Genomic DNA, 15,441 nt, shown 5'->3' with positions numbered 1-15,441 from the left:
CTCTCTGTCCAACGCGTGCCCCATCTTCGGCGGTCGATACGGTCACTCCAGGGTAATCACCTGGCGCCGCGAGCCCGGACCCGGCGATAGATCTGCCGCCCGGACAGCAGCACCAGCGCCACCCCGCCCGCGATCGTCAGCACCAGGGTCACCACGCCGTACTGGTTGGACCGTAGCTCGAACCGCGCCGGGTTGCCCAGCTGTGTCCCGCCCGGCGTGCTGAGCGCGACGGTCACGCTGAACCGGCCGGCGCGCAACGCCTCGGCGGGAATGGTGATCTTGCGGTTCGCGCCGAGGCCGGCCGGCAGCAGCTGGTCGTCGATGTCGCCCGTGCGCAGGCCGGTGCTGTTGTTCAGGGTGATCCGCACGGTCACCTGCACCGGCAGCATGTTCTGCAGGAACACCGGCAGCGGCGCCGAGCCGGAGGCCAGCGAGATGGGCACGGCCGGAGTGTCCACGGTGACCTGCCCGAGCAGGGCGTGCAGCTGGGTGCGGGAGTCGTTGGCGGAGACCTCCGCGGCGTCGGAGCTGCCCTGCCAGGCGGTCGAGCAGTTGCGCACCAGCGCGTACCGCAGCGGCATCAGCAGCTGGTCCGGGTCGACCTGGGCCGTCGGGTCCACGGCCATCGCGCCCCGGATGTCCGCCATCGTGGCCTCGACCGAGCCCATCGAGCCGGTCACCGAGGCCGGGGTGGCCGAGGCGACGTCCTCGGCGGTGTAGTTCATCGACGCCGTGCCCGTCGGCGCCGTGTTCAGCACCTGCGGGAGGGACGCGGCCGTCAGCATCCGGTGGTCGAGCAGGTCACCGAGCGCCTGCAGCAGCTGGGTCAGCTCGGACTCCGGCACCGACCAGCGGCGCGGCGGCGCCACGAGTACGGAGTCACCGCCGCCGGTCAGCCCGCGGTAGGCCAGCGTGGCCAGCCCGTTCTGTGCCCCGATGGCCGGATCCTGGGGCGGGGTCAACGCCGCGGAGTTGCCGGAGGCGCCGGTCAGCCCGGTCGACACCAGCGAGTCGACCGGCTGCGCGCGCAGCGACGTGCCCTTGACCGCGACGCCTCCCTCGCCGCCGCCGGAGATGTCCGCCGGGTCCGCGATGAGGGTCTTGATCCCCGTGGCCTGCAGGGAGGCGAGCGCGGCCGGGTCGAGCGGGCCGTCCGCCCACAGCACACCGGGCAGCGGCTGCGCGCCGATGAGCTGCTGGACGTGCTGGGCGGTGTTGAGCGCGTAGTTCATCAGATCGCCGCCGCGGACGCCGGAGAGCGCGGACAGGTCGGCGTCGGCGTAGGGCAGCTGGATCACGCACTGGTTGGCGACCAGCTCGCGCAGGGACGCGAGCCAGGCCTTGGCCGCGTCGACGCCACCGCCCGCGATGTTCCCGGTGGGCGTGCGGACCTCGTAGCCGCGGCTCATCCCGTCCACGGTGTCCAGCAGATCCGGGTCGACGGCGTAGCACAGCGACTTGCTGACCTGCGGCTCGTCCCGCACGGCCAGCGCCGAGGACACCAGCGCGTAGAGCCGTCCGCCGGGGCGCAGCTCACTCGCCAGCACGTCGTCGCCGAGGACGACCTTGCCGTTGAAGGGTGCGGCGACGATCCGCGGGCGGGTGTCCGCGATGGGCCAGAGCATGGTGACCTTCGACGGCTGGCCCGGCGGCTGCGCGCCGGCCTTGCCGGGTGCGCCGAGCACGGGCAGCAGCAGGCTCATCGACGCGAGCCGTGCCTGGTCGCCGTAGTCCGGGGTGCCGTTGACGTTGACCAGCAGCGGGTAGACGCCCGCGCCGTTCACGCGCAGGCCACCACCGGTCCCGTCGACGTGCACCGTGATGTTCAGCTGACCGGTCTGCCCCGGCTCCAGGGTGCCCGGATCGATGTCGACGAATCTCGTGTTCGACGCGGCGGTCGCCGGCGTGCCGGACAGCGCCGTGCGCACCTGCCGTTCGCTGCCGAGCCGCTCGCCCAGCTCCAGGCGCACCTGCAGGTCGCTGATCCGGCGGTCGCCGATGTTCGTGACCGTGCCGGTGATGTTGAGCGTGGTCGAGGTGGACGTGAGCGTCCGCGGGTTCATCTGGGTGACGTCCAGCCGCAGCCTGCTGGGGGTGTCCGTGACCGGTTGGGCGCCCGCGCTCAGCGGCGCCAGCAGGACGATCAGGATCGCGACCGACACGACGGCGGCGAACCGTTTCACTCTCCGACTCCTTCGGTGGCCGGCTCTTCGTCGATGAACAGCTCACGGGCCTTGCGGACGAGGGCACGTTCGTCGGTGTACGCGAGCCTGCCCTCCAGCTCCGCGATCGGCACCCAGGCCACCTCGGTGACCTCGACGTCCTCGTCGGAGAGCTCGCCGCCGACGGCTTCCAGCAGGAAATGATGCACCGTCTTGTGCACCCGCCGGCGCTCGGCCACGAACCAGTAGTCGATCGTGCCGAGCGGGGACAGCACGCGCGCGGAGATGCCGGTCTCCTCCTTGACTTCCCGTAGCGCCGTCTGCTCGATCGTCTCGCCGTCCTCGATGTGCCCCTTGGGCAGTGACCACAGCAGTCTGCCGTGCCGGTCGAGGCGGCCGATGAGCACGGCCCGCAGCCTGTCCGCGTCGACCACAAGGCCACCGGCGGAGGTCTCGTCGACCGTGGTCATCTTCCTGCCGCGACGACGCCGCGACCTGCGCCGCGGCTTGCCGCCACCGGAGCGACCGGCCGATCCAGACATGCTGTGATGTTAGTGGTTGCGCGTACTCGGCGGTCGCGAACGCGTAGTTGCTCCCTCACTTTCGGTCGATCGGTAGGCTGGCTTCTCGTGTCTCGTCCGGCAACAGTGGACCCTGCAGGTGGTTGTGTCCCAGTGAATGAACTCGCTGCCAAGCGGAACGCGGTGATCGAGCTGATGCGGATCTCGCCCTTGGCCGACGAACTGGCCGGGCTGTTCGCAGCAGCCGGCCACCGGTTGTACCTCGTGGGCGGCAGCGTCCGCGACGCGTTGCTCGGCAGGCTGTCCAGCGACCTCGACTTCACCACCGACGCCCGGCCGCCGGAGATCCTCCAGATCGTGCGCGGCTGGGCCGACGGGGTGTGGGACACCGGGATCGAGTTCGGCACCGTCGGCGTCACCAAGCGCGGCGCGACGCTGGAGGTCACGACGTTCCGCGCGGACAGCTACGACCGCGTGAGCCGCAACCCCGAGGTCACCTTCGGCGACACCATCGAGGGCGACCTGGTGCGGCGCGACTTCACGGTCAACGCGATGGCGATCGAGTTGTCGACGAAACAGTTCATCGACCCGCACCACGGCCTGGACGCGCTCGCCCAGCGGACCCTGGACACGCCCGCCACCCCGCAGGAGTCCTTCGCGGACGACCCGTTGCGCATGCTGCGGGCCGCGCGGTTCGTCTCGCAGCTGGGCTTCGAGCCCGCGCCCCGGGTGGTCGCGGCGATGACCGACATGGCGGGCGAGATCGAGCGGATCACCGCCGAGCGCGTGCAGGCGGAGATCTCGAAGCTGCTGCTCGGCGATCACCCGCGGCGCGGGCTCGAGCTGATGGTGGACGCCGGGCTCGCCGAGCACGTGCTGCCCGAGCTGCCGGGGATGCGGCTGGCCATCGACGAGCACCACCAGCACAAGGACGTCTACGAGCACTCGCTGACGGTGCTGGAGCAGGCGATCGCGCTGGAGAAGGACGGCCCGGACCTGGTGCTGCGGCTGGCGGCGCTGCTGCACGACATCGGCAAGCCGGCCACCCGCCGGTTCGAGCCGGGTGGCGGCGTGAGCTTCCACCACCACGAGGTGGTCGGCGCGAAGATGGTCCGCAAGCGTTTGCGGGCCCTGAAGTACTCGAAGCAGATCGTCGACGACGTGAGCCAGCTGGTGTTCCTGCACCTGCGGTTCCACGGCTACGGCAAGGGCGAGTGGACCGACTCGGCCGTGCGCCGGTACGTCACCGACGCCGGGCCGCTGCTGGAGCGCCTGCACAAGCTGGTCAGGGCCGACTCGACGACGCGGAACAAGCGCAAGGCCATGGCGCTGCAGCGGACGTATGACGAGCTCGAGGAGCGCATCGCGCGGATCGCCGAGGAGGAGGATCTCGCCAAGGTCCGGCCGGACCTTGACGGCAACGAGATCATGAAGCTGCTGGGACTGCCGCCGGGTCCGCTCGTCGGCCAGGCCTGGCGCCACCTCAAGGAGCTCCGGCTCGACCGCGGTCCCCTGTCACACGACGAAGCCGTCGCAGAACTGCGGCGGTGGGCCGAGGAGAACGGGATTCCGTAACTTCTGCTCGGGTTCGGGGGACTGAATGGGCGTGACCCAACCTCGCCGTACCGGGTTCCTGCTGACGCTGTTGCGGCGCGGCGCTCCCGCCATGGCGACGGCCACCAGCGACCTCGACGACGGCATCGCCGATCCGACACCGATGAGCGCGCTGCGCCGGATGCGCGGCATGGCGGGTCCGGTCGACCCGTCGGTGCAGGACAACCTGCTGCTCCGCGCGACGAGGTACGTCGCGATGGTGCCGCTGCTGTACCGGATCGTCGCGGTGCTCGGCGCGCTCGGTGAATTTCTCGCGCAGAGCGGCGGTGCTGGTGCCCCGGCGGTCGTCGTCGTGGCCGTGCTGTGTGTCGCGCTCAACCTCTTCGGCTTGCGCTGGCTACTGCGGACGGCGCCGTTCCACAGCGACAACGTGGCCCGGCTGCTGTTGCTGGACGTCGTGTTCACGCTGGTCGCGTACCTGGTCGTCGCAGCATCGGTGCCGGCGTCGTCCTTCACCTCGGCGATGCAGGTGCCGGGGAAGGAACTGCTCGGCGGGATCGCGCTGCTCACGCTCGCGCTCGGTGTGCAGTACGGGGTCGGGCTGCTGGTGGTGAGCCTGCCGCTGCGGATGGTCGCCTGGTGGCTCAGCTCGGGCGTGTTCAACGTGAAACAAGGGTTCGTCGACCTCGGCACGATGCTCGGGGTGGCGCTGACGGCCACCGGCGCGCTGGTCCTGCTCGGCCTCGGGACCAGGCTCGCGCTGGCCTACGGCATCCGCAACGGCAGGCTCGCCGAGCGCGCGCGGCAGCATCGCGCGCTGCACGACTCGGTGCTGCAGACGCTGGAGATCCTGGCGTTGCCCAGGAAGGGCGACCCCGCGGACCAGCTGGACGAGCTGCGCGGAATCGCCAGGGCGCAGGCGCTCGAGGTGCGGCAGATGATCGAGCAGGCCGAGCGCGAGTCGGCCGAGGAAGCGGCCCGTCCGCTGGGCGAGAAGCTGACCGCCCTGGCGGCGGAGATGGCGCGCGAGGGACTGCGTGCGCAGCTGGTGATGGCCGAACTCGACGAGGAGACCCTCGACGAGGTCCGCCAGCTGGCCATCCGCGACGCCGCGCGCGAGGCGATGCGCAACACGCTGAAGCACGCGGGCACGGACCAGGTCGTCGTGCGGGTGGACGAGCGGGAGGGCGGCATCGCCGTCGTCATCCGCGACCACGGCACCGGGTTCGACGAGACTCATCGCCCGGCGGGCTTCGGTATCAGCGAGTCGATCACCGCCCGCCTGGCCGAAGCCGGCGGCCGCGCCCGCGTCGAGTCGAGCCCCGGCAGCGGTACCCGGGTGACGCTCTGGATGCCGCGGTAGACCGCGGTCACGCGCGCCCCGCGCACCTTCGCCGGAGTGGCCGCGATCAAGCGCATCCGCAGGTCAGGGGCTTTTTCAGGGTGGTTAGCGTGCTCGCATGACGGAGCAACTGGAGCGCCGCGTGACCAAGCTCGAAGACGAAATGCCGGAGGCGATTGCGGTCGCCCAGGATGCGCGCGACCATGCCTCCATGGCCAACATTCTCGCTGACGGCGCCTTCACGGTCGCCCAGGATGTGCGCGCCACGTTGCGTGCGCACACCAGGTCGCTGAACGCGCTTCGCGAGACCCAGGTGGAGCATGGGCAGCGCCTCGACCGGCTCGAGCAGAAGGTCGACGGGCTCGGTCGCAAGGTCGACGAGGGCTTCACGATGATGTCCCTCGGCATGTCGAAGATCACCGCCCTGATCACGAACATCGAGCGCGGTTAGACCCGCTCCAGTGCCCCCGCCTCCAGGTGCTGGCCGATCGCCCGCGGCAGCAGGTAGCCGACCGCGCCACCGGGCATCGGGCCCCACGGCAACGTCACGCCCGTGAGCGCGGACAGGCTCCTGACCAGCCGGTACATCTGCCTCAGCTGCTCGCGCTCCGGAGCCAGCGACGCCTCCGGGAACCGCGTTGCCGGGTCGTGGACCAGGTTGCCCGCCTCGTTCCCGAAGCGCACCACCACCGTTCCCGCGGGCAGCACGATCATCCGCTTCGCGCGGAAGAAGTTCAGCGGCGGTTCCCCGCGCAGGGGGGCGATCGGCCAGTCGAGCGGCTGTGGTTCCTCCGTCCGCGCCGGGTACAACAACAGCGAACCCAGCAGGAACCGCGCGGCCTCCTCCACGTGCGCGAACGCCGCCGGCTCGCCGGCACCGGGGCCGGTCACCTCCCAGCTCGACTTCGTCCGCCGGAGACACCACACACCCTCGGCGTACTCGCCGATGAGGTACGCCGTCCCTGGGATCCCGTACTCCGCCAGCCGCCGCTCCAGGACGCTCAGCACCTCCGAGGCCCGCAGGCCCATCGGCGGCTCACCGCCCCGGTCGACCAGGGTCACCGCGTCGACCTCGGGCGCGCCGGCGGCCGGTGGATGCGGCCGGCCGAGCACCTCGGCCTCCGCCGCGGCCCGCAGCTCCGCGGACAGGTACGGCAGCCGGTAGGAGTTCGCCCGGATCCGCTCCAGCAGCTCCGGCTCCGGTGGGAGCCCGTACCTGCGCAGGTAGTGCGGTACGGCCGCGGGCCAGATCCACGCGCCGTCGGTGTGGAACGCGTCGGGCACGTCGGCCGGTGCGTTCGGGTTGATCGTGTCCGGTAACCGTCCCGGCCTGCTCAGCACGACCGGCGCCCGGTAGAGGTAGTCCAGCACCGGCCGCATCTCCTCCGGCGGCAACGGTTGCGGCTGCTCGGGCAGTCGCGCCTGCCGGAACGTCACGTCCAGCGGAAGCCCAGCCTTGGCCGCCAGCCATTCGGGCACCTGGCCGCGGTCCCGCGGAAACAGCTCCAGCTCCGCCTCGTACACCCGTGCGGTGAGCCTGCCGACCGGGGACTGGCGCCAGTTGGGCTCGTTCGTCGTGTCGTAGTCGAACTGGAACGACGACGGCGCCTCCAGGGTCAGCGTGCCCTTGAACCACGTCCCCGCCCCCGGCCGGTACATGGCCGAGCGCAACCGCGCGAACAGCTGACCGAGCTGCGGCGGCGCGCACAGCGACACGGACTCGCCGTCGCCCACGGCGCGGATCTCGATCTCCCCGTACTCCCCCACCTGCCGGAACTGGGCCGCGACGCGCTCCCACCCGTCGGGCAGGATCCCCCGCACCCCGCGCGCGATCGACCGGACGAGCGCCTCCGGATCGCCGGCACCGGGCTCGGGGCGGGCGGCGCGGGGGAAGTCGTGCCGTTCCTGCCACAAAGCGGTCACCTCGTCGGGGGTGGCCGTCGCGGTGAGCTCGGTCAACCCGAGCTGCCGGGCGCGCGCCTCGTTCTGCCCCTCCCAGCGCAGGGTGAGCGCACGCGGGTCGGGGTCGGGGGCGACGAGGAAGATCTCGTCGTCGAACAGGCAGTGGGTCTGCAGGCTGAAGGTGGCCTCGACCTGGTCCTCGGGCACGACCTTCGCGGGCCGCGACTGCCACTCGCCGTCGAAGTCCTCGGGCGCTTCCTCATCCGCCGCGGCGGCGAGCAGCATCGTTCCGTCCGCCGTCGAGCGTTCGGCCTGGAACGGCCGGCCCTGCCACACCCCGTACAGCCCGTCCGGCCGTGCAGTCAGCTCAACCCGATACCGCATTTCTCCCCCTTAACCGACAAAACGCTCCAAGCTGCCGTCGGCGACGTGCTCGCGGATGGCCTTCGGCAGCACGTAGCTCACCGCGCCGCCGGGCAGCTTCGCCCACGGGATCGCGATGCCGAGGATGACCGTCAGCGGCCGGCACAGCCGGTACTTGCGCTCCTGCCGCTCCCGTTCGATCGGCAGCGAGGTTGTCGGGAACCGGGCCTCGTCGTGGTGCACCAGGTTCCCGCCCTCGCCGCCGAACCGCAGCACGACGGCGCCTGCTCGGAGCCGGACGACGCGTTTGTTGCGCAGCAGGGTCAGCGGCGGCTCGTCCTCGGTCGGCTGGATCGGCCAGTCGGCGAGCTCGGCCGCGGTCTCCAGCGGTGTCTCCTGCCCGGCCGTCATCCTGGCCGGGTGCAGCAGCAGCGCGCCGAGCAGGAACTGGGCCGCTGCCTCGGCCTGGTCGAAGTACCTCGGCTCGACCGGGGCCGAGTTCTCGTGCCACGCGACCTCCCAGCCGCGGTCGGTCGCGTTGAGGCACCACGCCTGGTCCGCGCGCGCCGCGATCCGGTACGCCTCGGGCCAGACGCCCTGCTCGTTCAGCCGCTGCGCCAGCACCACGAGCAATGCCGGGTCCTCGAGCTTCGGGTCGGGCTGGGTCTCCAGCGCGGCGGCGACGTCTCCGCTGGTCGGGCCGAGGTCCCGCAGGTCGGCGCGGGGCCGGGGCCTGCCCAGCAGGTCGGCTGCCGCCGTGCGCCGGAGCAGCTTGTCGACGTACGGGGGCTGGAACTCCTGGGCGCGGATGTGCTCGAGGAACTCCGGCTCCGGCGGGGTGCCGTACTTGCGCAGGTAGTGCGGCACCGACGCGTGCCAGACCCAGGTGCCGTCGGTGTGGTAGCTCTCGGGGACGTCGGACTCCGCGCCGCCGCTGAAGATGTCGGGACCCAGCCCGCTGCCGACGAGCACCGCGGGCTGCCGCTCCAGGTACCGCAGCACACGCGGGATCTCGTCCTCGGGCACGGCAGGCCGGTCCACCACCGGGACCTCGCCCGGGCGGTGGACATCCACCACCCGCGCCTGCCGGAAGGTCACGGCGAGCGGGCGTCCGGCCGTTGCGTCCATCGCGATCACTCTAAGCGAGAGCGGGCCGTCAGACGCGCGGATTGCGCCGGATGGCGAGGAGATAGCCGAGGCCGCCGAGCAGGTAGACGGCGGTCGCGACGAGCAGGAGGGCCGGTGAACGTCCGTCCAGCGGCACGAAGGCCGCCGCGACGGCGACCGCGGCCACCTGGGTGGTGTTGAAGAGCGTGTCGTAGAGCGCGAACACGCGTCCGCGTGCCTCGTCGCCGACGTCGCGCTGGACGGCGGAGTCGACGCACAGCTTGAGCACCTGACCGGCCGCGGTGATGAGGAACGCGGCGACCAGCACGGTCGGCAGCCGCATCGGCAGGCCCAGCCCGGCCTGGCTGGCCGCCGCGAGCAGCAGCGAGCTGAGCACGACCTTGTGCCGCCCGAACCGGGCGACCAGCCGGGGCGTGCAGAACCCGGCGAGCAGGATGCCGGCGGCCGCCATCACGGCGAGCTGTCCCAGCCCGGGGAGTCCGGCCTTGAGCAGGCCGAGGTCGTGGAAGGAGTAACGGAGCAGGAGCACGGTGAGCAGCAGGGAGATGCCGTAGGAGGCGCGGTGCGCGAACAGCGCGACGAACCCGGCGGTGACCGTCGGCGCGGCCAGCGCGGCCCGGCCCCCGTCGGCCAGACCACGAGCGACCGCGACGATCGCGTCGTCGGGCTCGTCGACCGAGTCGGGGCCGAGGCTGCCGCGGCCGAACCGGGACGCGATGAACGCGGCCACGATCGAGCCGAGCACCGCGAACGAGGTGCTCCACGCCGAACCGGTGTTGTCCGCGCCGAACAATGCGCGCAGCGCGATCGCGCAGCCGCCGCCGAGCACGGCGACCATCGCGCCGAGGGTGGTGGACAGCGCGTTCGCGGTCACCAGGGTGTGCCTGGGCACCACGTGGGGCAGCGAGGCCGACATCCCCGAGCCGGCGAACCGTGAGATGCCCTCGACGACCAGCGCGAGCACGAACAGTTCGGCGCCGGCGAGCCCGAACCCGACCGCGACGGAGGCGACGACGACCGCCAGCCCGCGCAGCAGGTTCGCGAGGACGAGCACGCGCCGCCGGTCCCACCGATCGAGAAGCGCGCCCGCGAACGGGCCGAGCACCGAGTACGGCAGCAGCAGCACGGCGAAGCCGCCCGCGATGGTCAGCGGGTCGGCGCCGCGCTCGGGGTTGAACAGCACCGCACCCGCCAGCCCGGCGCGGAAGACGCCGTCGGACCACTGGGCGGCGAAGCGGGAGAACAGCAGCCTGCGGAAGGCCGGCATCGCGAAGAACGCGCGCGGACCGGGCTTCCTGACTTCTGGTTCCGCGCTCGCTGTCACAGCTCGACAGCATACGGTGCCGACTCGATATCTCTGAGCGAGCGAAGGGGCCGGCGCACTTGGTCGCCTCTCGGCGGCGTGGCGCAGTGTGGCTCCAGCCGAACGGTATTCCACAAAGGCTCTTCTCAAGTGGGCCCGGGGGACACGGAGCGCGCCGGCCACTCTGTCCAACGGACCCCGGCGGCGTGTTGTTCCCGCGCCGGTCGAATCCTCCGGGTGGGGGGTGGGATCATGGCCTCGTGCCAGCGGACGCCGAGGTTGGACCGGGCTCACTCCTGGTCGCCGCCCCCACGATGTTCGATCCCAACTTCCGTCGGACGGTCGTCTTCGTCATCGACCACCGGGACGAGGGGACGCTCGGTGTCGTCCTCAACCGGCCGAGCGACGTACCGGTCGACGACGTGCTGCCCAGCTGGGGCCGGCACGTTGTCGAACCGCAGTCGGTCTTCGTCGGCGGCCCGGTGGAGAAGAAGACGGCGTTGTGCCTGGCCGCGCTGCGTGCCGGCGAGACGGCGGCCGCCGTGCCGGGGCTGATCGGCGTACGCGGCCCGGTCGCGCTGGTCGACCTCGACGCCGACCCCGACCTGCTGGTGCCGAAGGTGCGCGGGCTGCGGGTCTTCGCCGGGTACGCGGGCTGGGACGCCGGGCAGCTCGGGGGCGAGATCGACCGCGGCGACTGGCTCATCGTGCCCGCGCTGCCCAGCGACGTCCTGGCCACACCCGAGCGGGACCTGTGGGGCCAGGTGCTGCGCCGCCAAGGCGTGCCGACCGCGCTGCTGGCCACCCACCCCGGCGACCTGCAGCGCAACTAGGCCTTCTGCAGCGAGCAGCTTCCGCACGCACAGCCGGAGCAGCCGGCCGGCACGGCGGCGGGCGCCGGCACGGCCAGCGCGGCGCGGTGACCGAGCACCCCACCGGCGACGACGAGGGCGAACATGCCGACCAGGCCGACCACCGTCGCGGTCACGATGCCCGCGGTCGTGGGGATGACCAGCCCGGCGATCCCGGCGAAGACCCCGATGATCCCGGCCACGACGGTCGGCAGGCCGGCCACCTTGTTGCCGATCCGGAACGCCTCGGCGGAGCGCAGCGTCGCCTCGGTGCGCACCCCCGCGCCTCGGTTCGACAGCTTCTCGCGCCAGCCGAGCAGGCCACCCCAGGCGACCACGAGACCGAGCACGACGGGTATCAGCGCGATTGCGAACACCGGGTAAGGATACGGGTCGGAACCCGTTCGACCGGCGGCATACCATTGGTGTGTGAGTGAGGCAACCGAGGAGACCCCTGGCCACCGCTACACCGCGGAGGTGGCCGGGCGGATAGAGCTGCGCTGGCAGAACTACTGGGCCGACCACGGCTCGTACCACGCGCCGAACCCGGTCGGCCCGCTCGCCGAGACCCCGCTGCCCTCGGACAAGCTGTTCGTCCAGGACATGTTCCCGTACCCCTCGGGTTCCGGCCTGCACGTCGGGCACCCGCTGGGCTTCATCGGCACCGACGTCTACGCCCGCTACCACCGGATGATCGGGCGCAACGTGCTGCACACCATGGGCTTCGACGCGTTCGGGCTGCCCGCCGAGCAGTACGCGGTGCAGACGGGCCAGCACCCGCGCAAGACCACCGAAGAGAACATCGAGACCTACCTGCGCCAGATCCGCAGGCTGGGCCTGGGCCACGACGAGCGGCGCCGGATCGCCACCATCGACCCCGAGTACTACAAGTGGACGCAGTGGATCTTCCTGCAGATCTACAACGCCTGGTACGACGAGAAGCAGGGCAAGGCCCGGCCGATCGTCGAGCTGGAGAAAGAGTACGCGCAGGACGAGCGCCGCACGCCGGACGGCCGCGGCTGGGGCGAGCTGACCGTCGCCGAGCAGCGCGAAATCATCGACTCGCACCGGCTGGTGTACATCTCCGACGCGCCGGTGAACTGGGCCCCCGGCCTGGGCACCGTGGTCGCGAACGAGGAGGTCACCGCCGACGGCCGCAGTGACCGCGGCAACTTCCCGGTGTTCCGCAAGAACCTGCGCCAGTGGATGATGCGGATCACCGCGTACGCCGACCGCCTGCTGGACGACCTGGAGCTGCTGGACTGGCCGGAGAAGGTCAAGGCCATGCAGCGCAACTGGATCGGCCGCTCGCGGGGGGCGCGGGTGTCCTTCGCCGCCGGCGAGGAGCGGATCGAGGTGTTCACCACCCGGCCCGACACGCTGTTCGGCGCGACGTACCTGGTGCTGGCGCCGGAGCACCCGCTGGTCGACCGGCTGACCGCCGCGGCGTGGCCGTCCGATGTGGACGAAGCGTGGACCGGTGGTGCCGCCACCCCGGTGGAGGCGGTCGAGGCCTACCGGCTGGCGGCCTCGCGCAAGTCCGAACTGGACCGTCAGGAGAGCCGCGACAAGACGGGCGTGTTCATCGGCGCCACCGCGGTGAACCCGGCCAACGGCAAGGAGATCCCGGTCTTCGTCGCCGACTACGTGCTGATGGGCTACGGCACCGGCGCGATCATGGCGGTGCCCGCGCAGGACCAGCGTGACTGGGACTTCGCGACGAAGTTCGGCCTGGAGATCATCCGCACCGTGCAGCCGCCGGACGGTTTCGACGGCGAGGCCTACACCGGCGAAGGCCCGGCGATCAATTCCGGCTTCCTGGACGGGATGGACGTCGAGGAGGCCAAGAAGGCGATCATCGACTGGCTGGAGGAGCACGGCCACGGCGAAGGCACCACCCAGTACAAGCTGCGCGACTGGCTGTTCGCGCGGCAGCGGTACTGGGGCGAGCCGTTCCCGATCGTGTACGGCGACGACGGCAGGCCCATCCCGCTGCCGGAGAGCGAACTGCCGGTCGTGCTGCCCGAGGTCGACGACTACTCGCCGCAGACCTTCGACCCGGACGACGCGGACTCCGAGCCCTCGCCCCCGCTGGCGAAGGCGACCGACTGGGTCAACGTGACGCTGGACCTGGGCGACGGGCCCAAGCAGTACCGCCGCGACACCAACGTGATGCCGCAGTGGGCCGGTTCGTGCTGGTACCAGCTGCGCTACATCGACCCGACCAACTCCGAGAGGTTCGTCGACCCGGAGAACGAGCGTTACTGGATGGGCCCGCGGCCTGCCGAGCACGGGGTGACCGACCCGGGTGGCCTGGACCTGTACGTCGGTGGTGTGGAGCACGCGGTGCTGCACCTGCTGTACGCGCGGTTCTGGCAGAAGGTGCTGTACGACCTGGGCCACGTGTCCGCGAAGGAGCCGTACCGCCGGCTGTACAACCAGGGCTACATCCAGGCGTTCGCCTACAAGGACTCGCGCGGTGTCTACGTCGCCGCCGAAGAGGTCGAGGAAAAGGACGGCAAGTTCTTCTTCCACGGCGAAGAGGTCACGCAGGAATACGGGAAGATGGGCAAGAGCCTGAAGAACGTGGTCACGCCCGACCAGATGGCGGCGGACTACGGGGCCGACACCTTCCGGTTCTACGAGATGGCGATGGGTCCGCTGGACCTGTCCCGCCCGTGGGCGACGAAGGATGTCGTGGGCTCGCACCGGTTCCTGCAGCGGCTGTGGCGGCTGGTGGTCGACGAGCGGACCGGCGAGCCGCGGGTGTCGTCGGCCGAGCCGACCACCGAGGACCGCAGGCAGCTGCACAAGACCATCGCCGGCGTCCGCGAGGACTACGCGGAGATGCGGTTCAACACCGCGGGCGCGAAGCTGATCGAGCTGAACAACCACCTGACGAAGGTCTACGGCTCGGCGGAGGGCACGCCACGCGAACTGGTCGAACCGCTGGTGCTGATGCTGGCGCCGCTGTGCCCGCACATCGCCGAGGAGCTGTGGCAGCGGCTGGGCCACACGGACTCGCTGGTGCACGGGCCGTTCCCGGTCGCCGATGAGCAGTACCTGGTCGAGGACACCGTCGAGTACCCGATCCAGGTCAACGGCAAGGTGCGGGCCCGGATCACGGTCGCGGCGGACGCGGGCAAGGACGCGGTGCAGTCGGCCGCGCTGGCCGACGAGAAGATCGTGGCGCTGCTGGACGGCGGCGAGCCGCGCAAGGTGATCGTGGTGCCCGGCCGCCTGGTGAACGTCGTCGTCTGACCCGTCAGGCGCTCTCCAGGCCGATCTCGTGTGCGAGGTCGGTCAGGAGGGCGTCGAACACGGCGTCCGGCTTGGACATCGGGATCGGGTAGTTCCCGAACACCTCGAGCGTGATGTGCCCGTAGAGGCGCGCCCAGAACTGGATCATCACGTACGTCGTGCCGAGGTCGAGCTTGTCCGGCGGGAACTCCGCGCCCGACTCGCGCAGCACCGACAGTAGTTCGTCCTGGAACGCGGTGAGGTCGTCGCGCAGCTCGGATGGCACCGCCTCCGCGGGCGGGATCGTGAGCTGGTGGGTGGCGAGGATCCGCCCGGCGGCGATGAGGAAGATGCGCCCGAACGGCTCGCTGGCCCGGTGCAGCGTCGCGACGCTGCCGGCAGCGGAGCCGACCTCGCCGGTGGGCGAGGCGAAGACCAGCGTGAACTCCTTGGTGTGGGTGAGCGCCCAGCGGCGGAACCCGCGGCAGATGGCGAACAGCTGCACCGCGCCGTCGTCGGTGAGCGCACCGACCTCCTCGCGCAGCTCGGCCGCGAGGTCGGCGATCACGTCCAGCCGCAGGTGCCCGATCAGGTCGTCGCGCGAACCGTAGTACCGGTACAAGGCGGGTGCGGTGATGCCGAGCTCCCGTGCGATCGCCCGCAGCGTCACGGCCTCCGGTCCGCGCTCGACGAGCAGCGTGCGGGCGGTCCGCCGGATGTCCTGGTCGGTTGCCACGCGCACGCGGCCCCGGCGCGTCGGCTTGTCCATTCCCGCATTCTAGAAGTCGGTGCGCCCGGTTCGTACGGAACGCGTGAGGAAAACCTCGGGCGCCGCCGGTACCGATCGCTCGGGGGGCTACGCGATCGGTACCGGCGACCCGATGCCCGTCCTCCGGCGGGGCCGGGGGTCGGACAGCTCAGGAGAGTCCGGTGTGGTGCCGGCGGGACGGCCGGACACTCGAATTACCCCATTCGGGTGACCGGACCGGACGCTCACCCTAGTGTCGCATTGATGGGGGCAGAAGTTACAAACTTCTTCACATTTGCCAACGGGCCACCGGGCCGCCCGTCTACA

At 71.2% G+C, this 15,441-nt stretch carries 12 protein-coding genes; 5 read left to right on the top strand and 7 right to left on the bottom strand.

Translation table 11 applies throughout. The features are described from left to right. Nucleotides 1-56 precede the first annotated feature (56 nt). Both LWP59_RS40180 and LWP59_RS40175 read right to left on the bottom strand, forming a co-directional pair. Nucleotides 57-2,183, bottom strand: a complete 2,127-nt coding sequence (locus LWP59_RS40180; protein WP_144642891.1) for a DUF6049 family protein — start codon at nt 2,181-2,183, stop codon at nt 57-59. Next, entirely contained in the window at nt 2,180-2,704 is a 525-nt protein-coding gene (locus tag LWP59_RS40175) for an NUDIX hydrolase (RefSeq protein WP_144642892.1), read from the bottom strand. Before LWP59_RS40175 ends, LWP59_RS40180 begins: the two co-directional genes overlap by 4 nt. Nucleotides 2,705-2,836: 132 nt before the next feature. Between LWP59_RS40175 and LWP59_RS40170 the strand changes: the two genes are divergently transcribed. From LWP59_RS40170 to LWP59_RS40160, 3 genes are all read left to right on the top strand, one after another. Then, complete coding sequence (locus tag LWP59_RS40170) at nt 2,837-4,258, top strand: CCA tRNA nucleotidyltransferase (RefSeq protein WP_267903810.1); 1,422 nt, start codon at nt 2,837-2,839, stop codon at nt 4,256-4,258. A gap of 91 nt (nt 4,259-4,349) precedes the next feature. Continuing rightward, complete coding sequence (locus tag LWP59_RS40165; RefSeq protein WP_233922009.1) at nt 4,350-5,600, top strand: sensor histidine kinase; 1,251 nt, start codon at nt 4,350-4,352, stop codon at nt 5,598-5,600. Nucleotides 5,601-5,697: 97 nt separating this feature from the next. Next, nucleotides 5,698-6,030, top strand: a complete 333-nt coding sequence (locus tag LWP59_RS40160; RefSeq protein ID WP_144642894.1) for a hypothetical protein — start codon at nt 5,698-5,700, stop codon at nt 6,028-6,030. Here LWP59_RS40160 and LWP59_RS40155 read toward each other — a convergent pair. From LWP59_RS40155 to LWP59_RS40145, 3 genes are read right to left on the bottom strand one after another with little or no spacing between them, the layout of a single operon-like run. Further along, nucleotides 6,027-7,865: a TNT domain-containing protein gene (locus LWP59_RS40155; protein WP_144642895.1), complete on the bottom strand. Its 1,839-nt coding sequence runs from the start codon at nt 7,863-7,865 to the stop codon at nt 6,027-6,029. The genes LWP59_RS40160 and LWP59_RS40155 overlap by 4 nt on opposite strands. Before the next feature lie 9 nt (nt 7,866-7,874). Continuing rightward, the gene (locus LWP59_RS40150) at nt 7,875-8,972 is read right to left on the bottom strand and encodes a TNT domain-containing protein (protein WP_144642896.1); all 1,098 of its coding nucleotides are present in this window, start codon (nt 8,970-8,972) and stop codon (nt 7,875-7,877) included. Between the two features lie 28 nt (nt 8,973-9,000). After that, on the bottom strand, nt 9,001-10,239 hold the full coding sequence (locus LWP59_RS40145) for an MFS transporter (RefSeq protein ID WP_144642915.1): 1,239 nt from the start codon (nt 10,237-10,239) through the stop codon (nt 9,001-9,003). Between the two features lie 296 nt (nt 10,240-10,535). Here LWP59_RS40145 and LWP59_RS40140 point away from each other — a divergent pair, with 296 nt between their 5' ends. Then, a complete protein-coding gene (locus LWP59_RS40140; protein ID WP_144642897.1) occupies nt 10,536-11,108 on the top strand; it encodes a YqgE/AlgH family protein in 573 nt (190 codons plus the stop codon). On the opposite strand, the gene LWP59_RS40135 is transcribed toward LWP59_RS40140, so the two are convergent. Further along, entirely contained in the window at nt 11,105-11,503 is a 399-nt protein-coding gene (locus tag LWP59_RS40135; RefSeq protein WP_144642898.1) for an SdpI family protein, read from the bottom strand. The genes LWP59_RS40140 and LWP59_RS40135 overlap by 4 nt on opposite strands. A gap of 52 nt (nt 11,504-11,555) precedes the next feature. Between LWP59_RS40135 and leuS the strand changes: the two genes are divergently transcribed. Next, nucleotides 11,556-14,387: a leucine--tRNA ligase gene (gene leuS / locus LWP59_RS40130; RefSeq protein ID WP_144642899.1), complete on the top strand. Its 2,832-nt coding sequence runs from the start codon at nt 11,556-11,558 to the stop codon at nt 14,385-14,387. Nucleotides 14,388-14,391: 4 nt separating this feature from the next. Here leuS and LWP59_RS40125 read toward each other — a convergent pair whose 3' ends face one another. Further along, nucleotides 14,392-15,135: a TetR/AcrR family transcriptional regulator gene (locus LWP59_RS40125; protein ID WP_144642900.1), complete on the bottom strand. Its 744-nt coding sequence runs from the start codon at nt 15,133-15,135 to the stop codon at nt 14,392-14,394. Between the last annotated feature and the right edge of the window lie 306 nt (nt 15,136-15,441).

Origin of the sequence: Amycolatopsis acidiphila (assembly GCF_021391495.1) — a bacterium.
GTDB lineage: Bacteria > Actinomycetota > Actinomycetes > Mycobacteriales > Pseudonocardiaceae > Amycolatopsis_E > Amycolatopsis_E acidiphila.
This window is presented reverse-complemented; position numbering and strand designations above follow the sequence as displayed.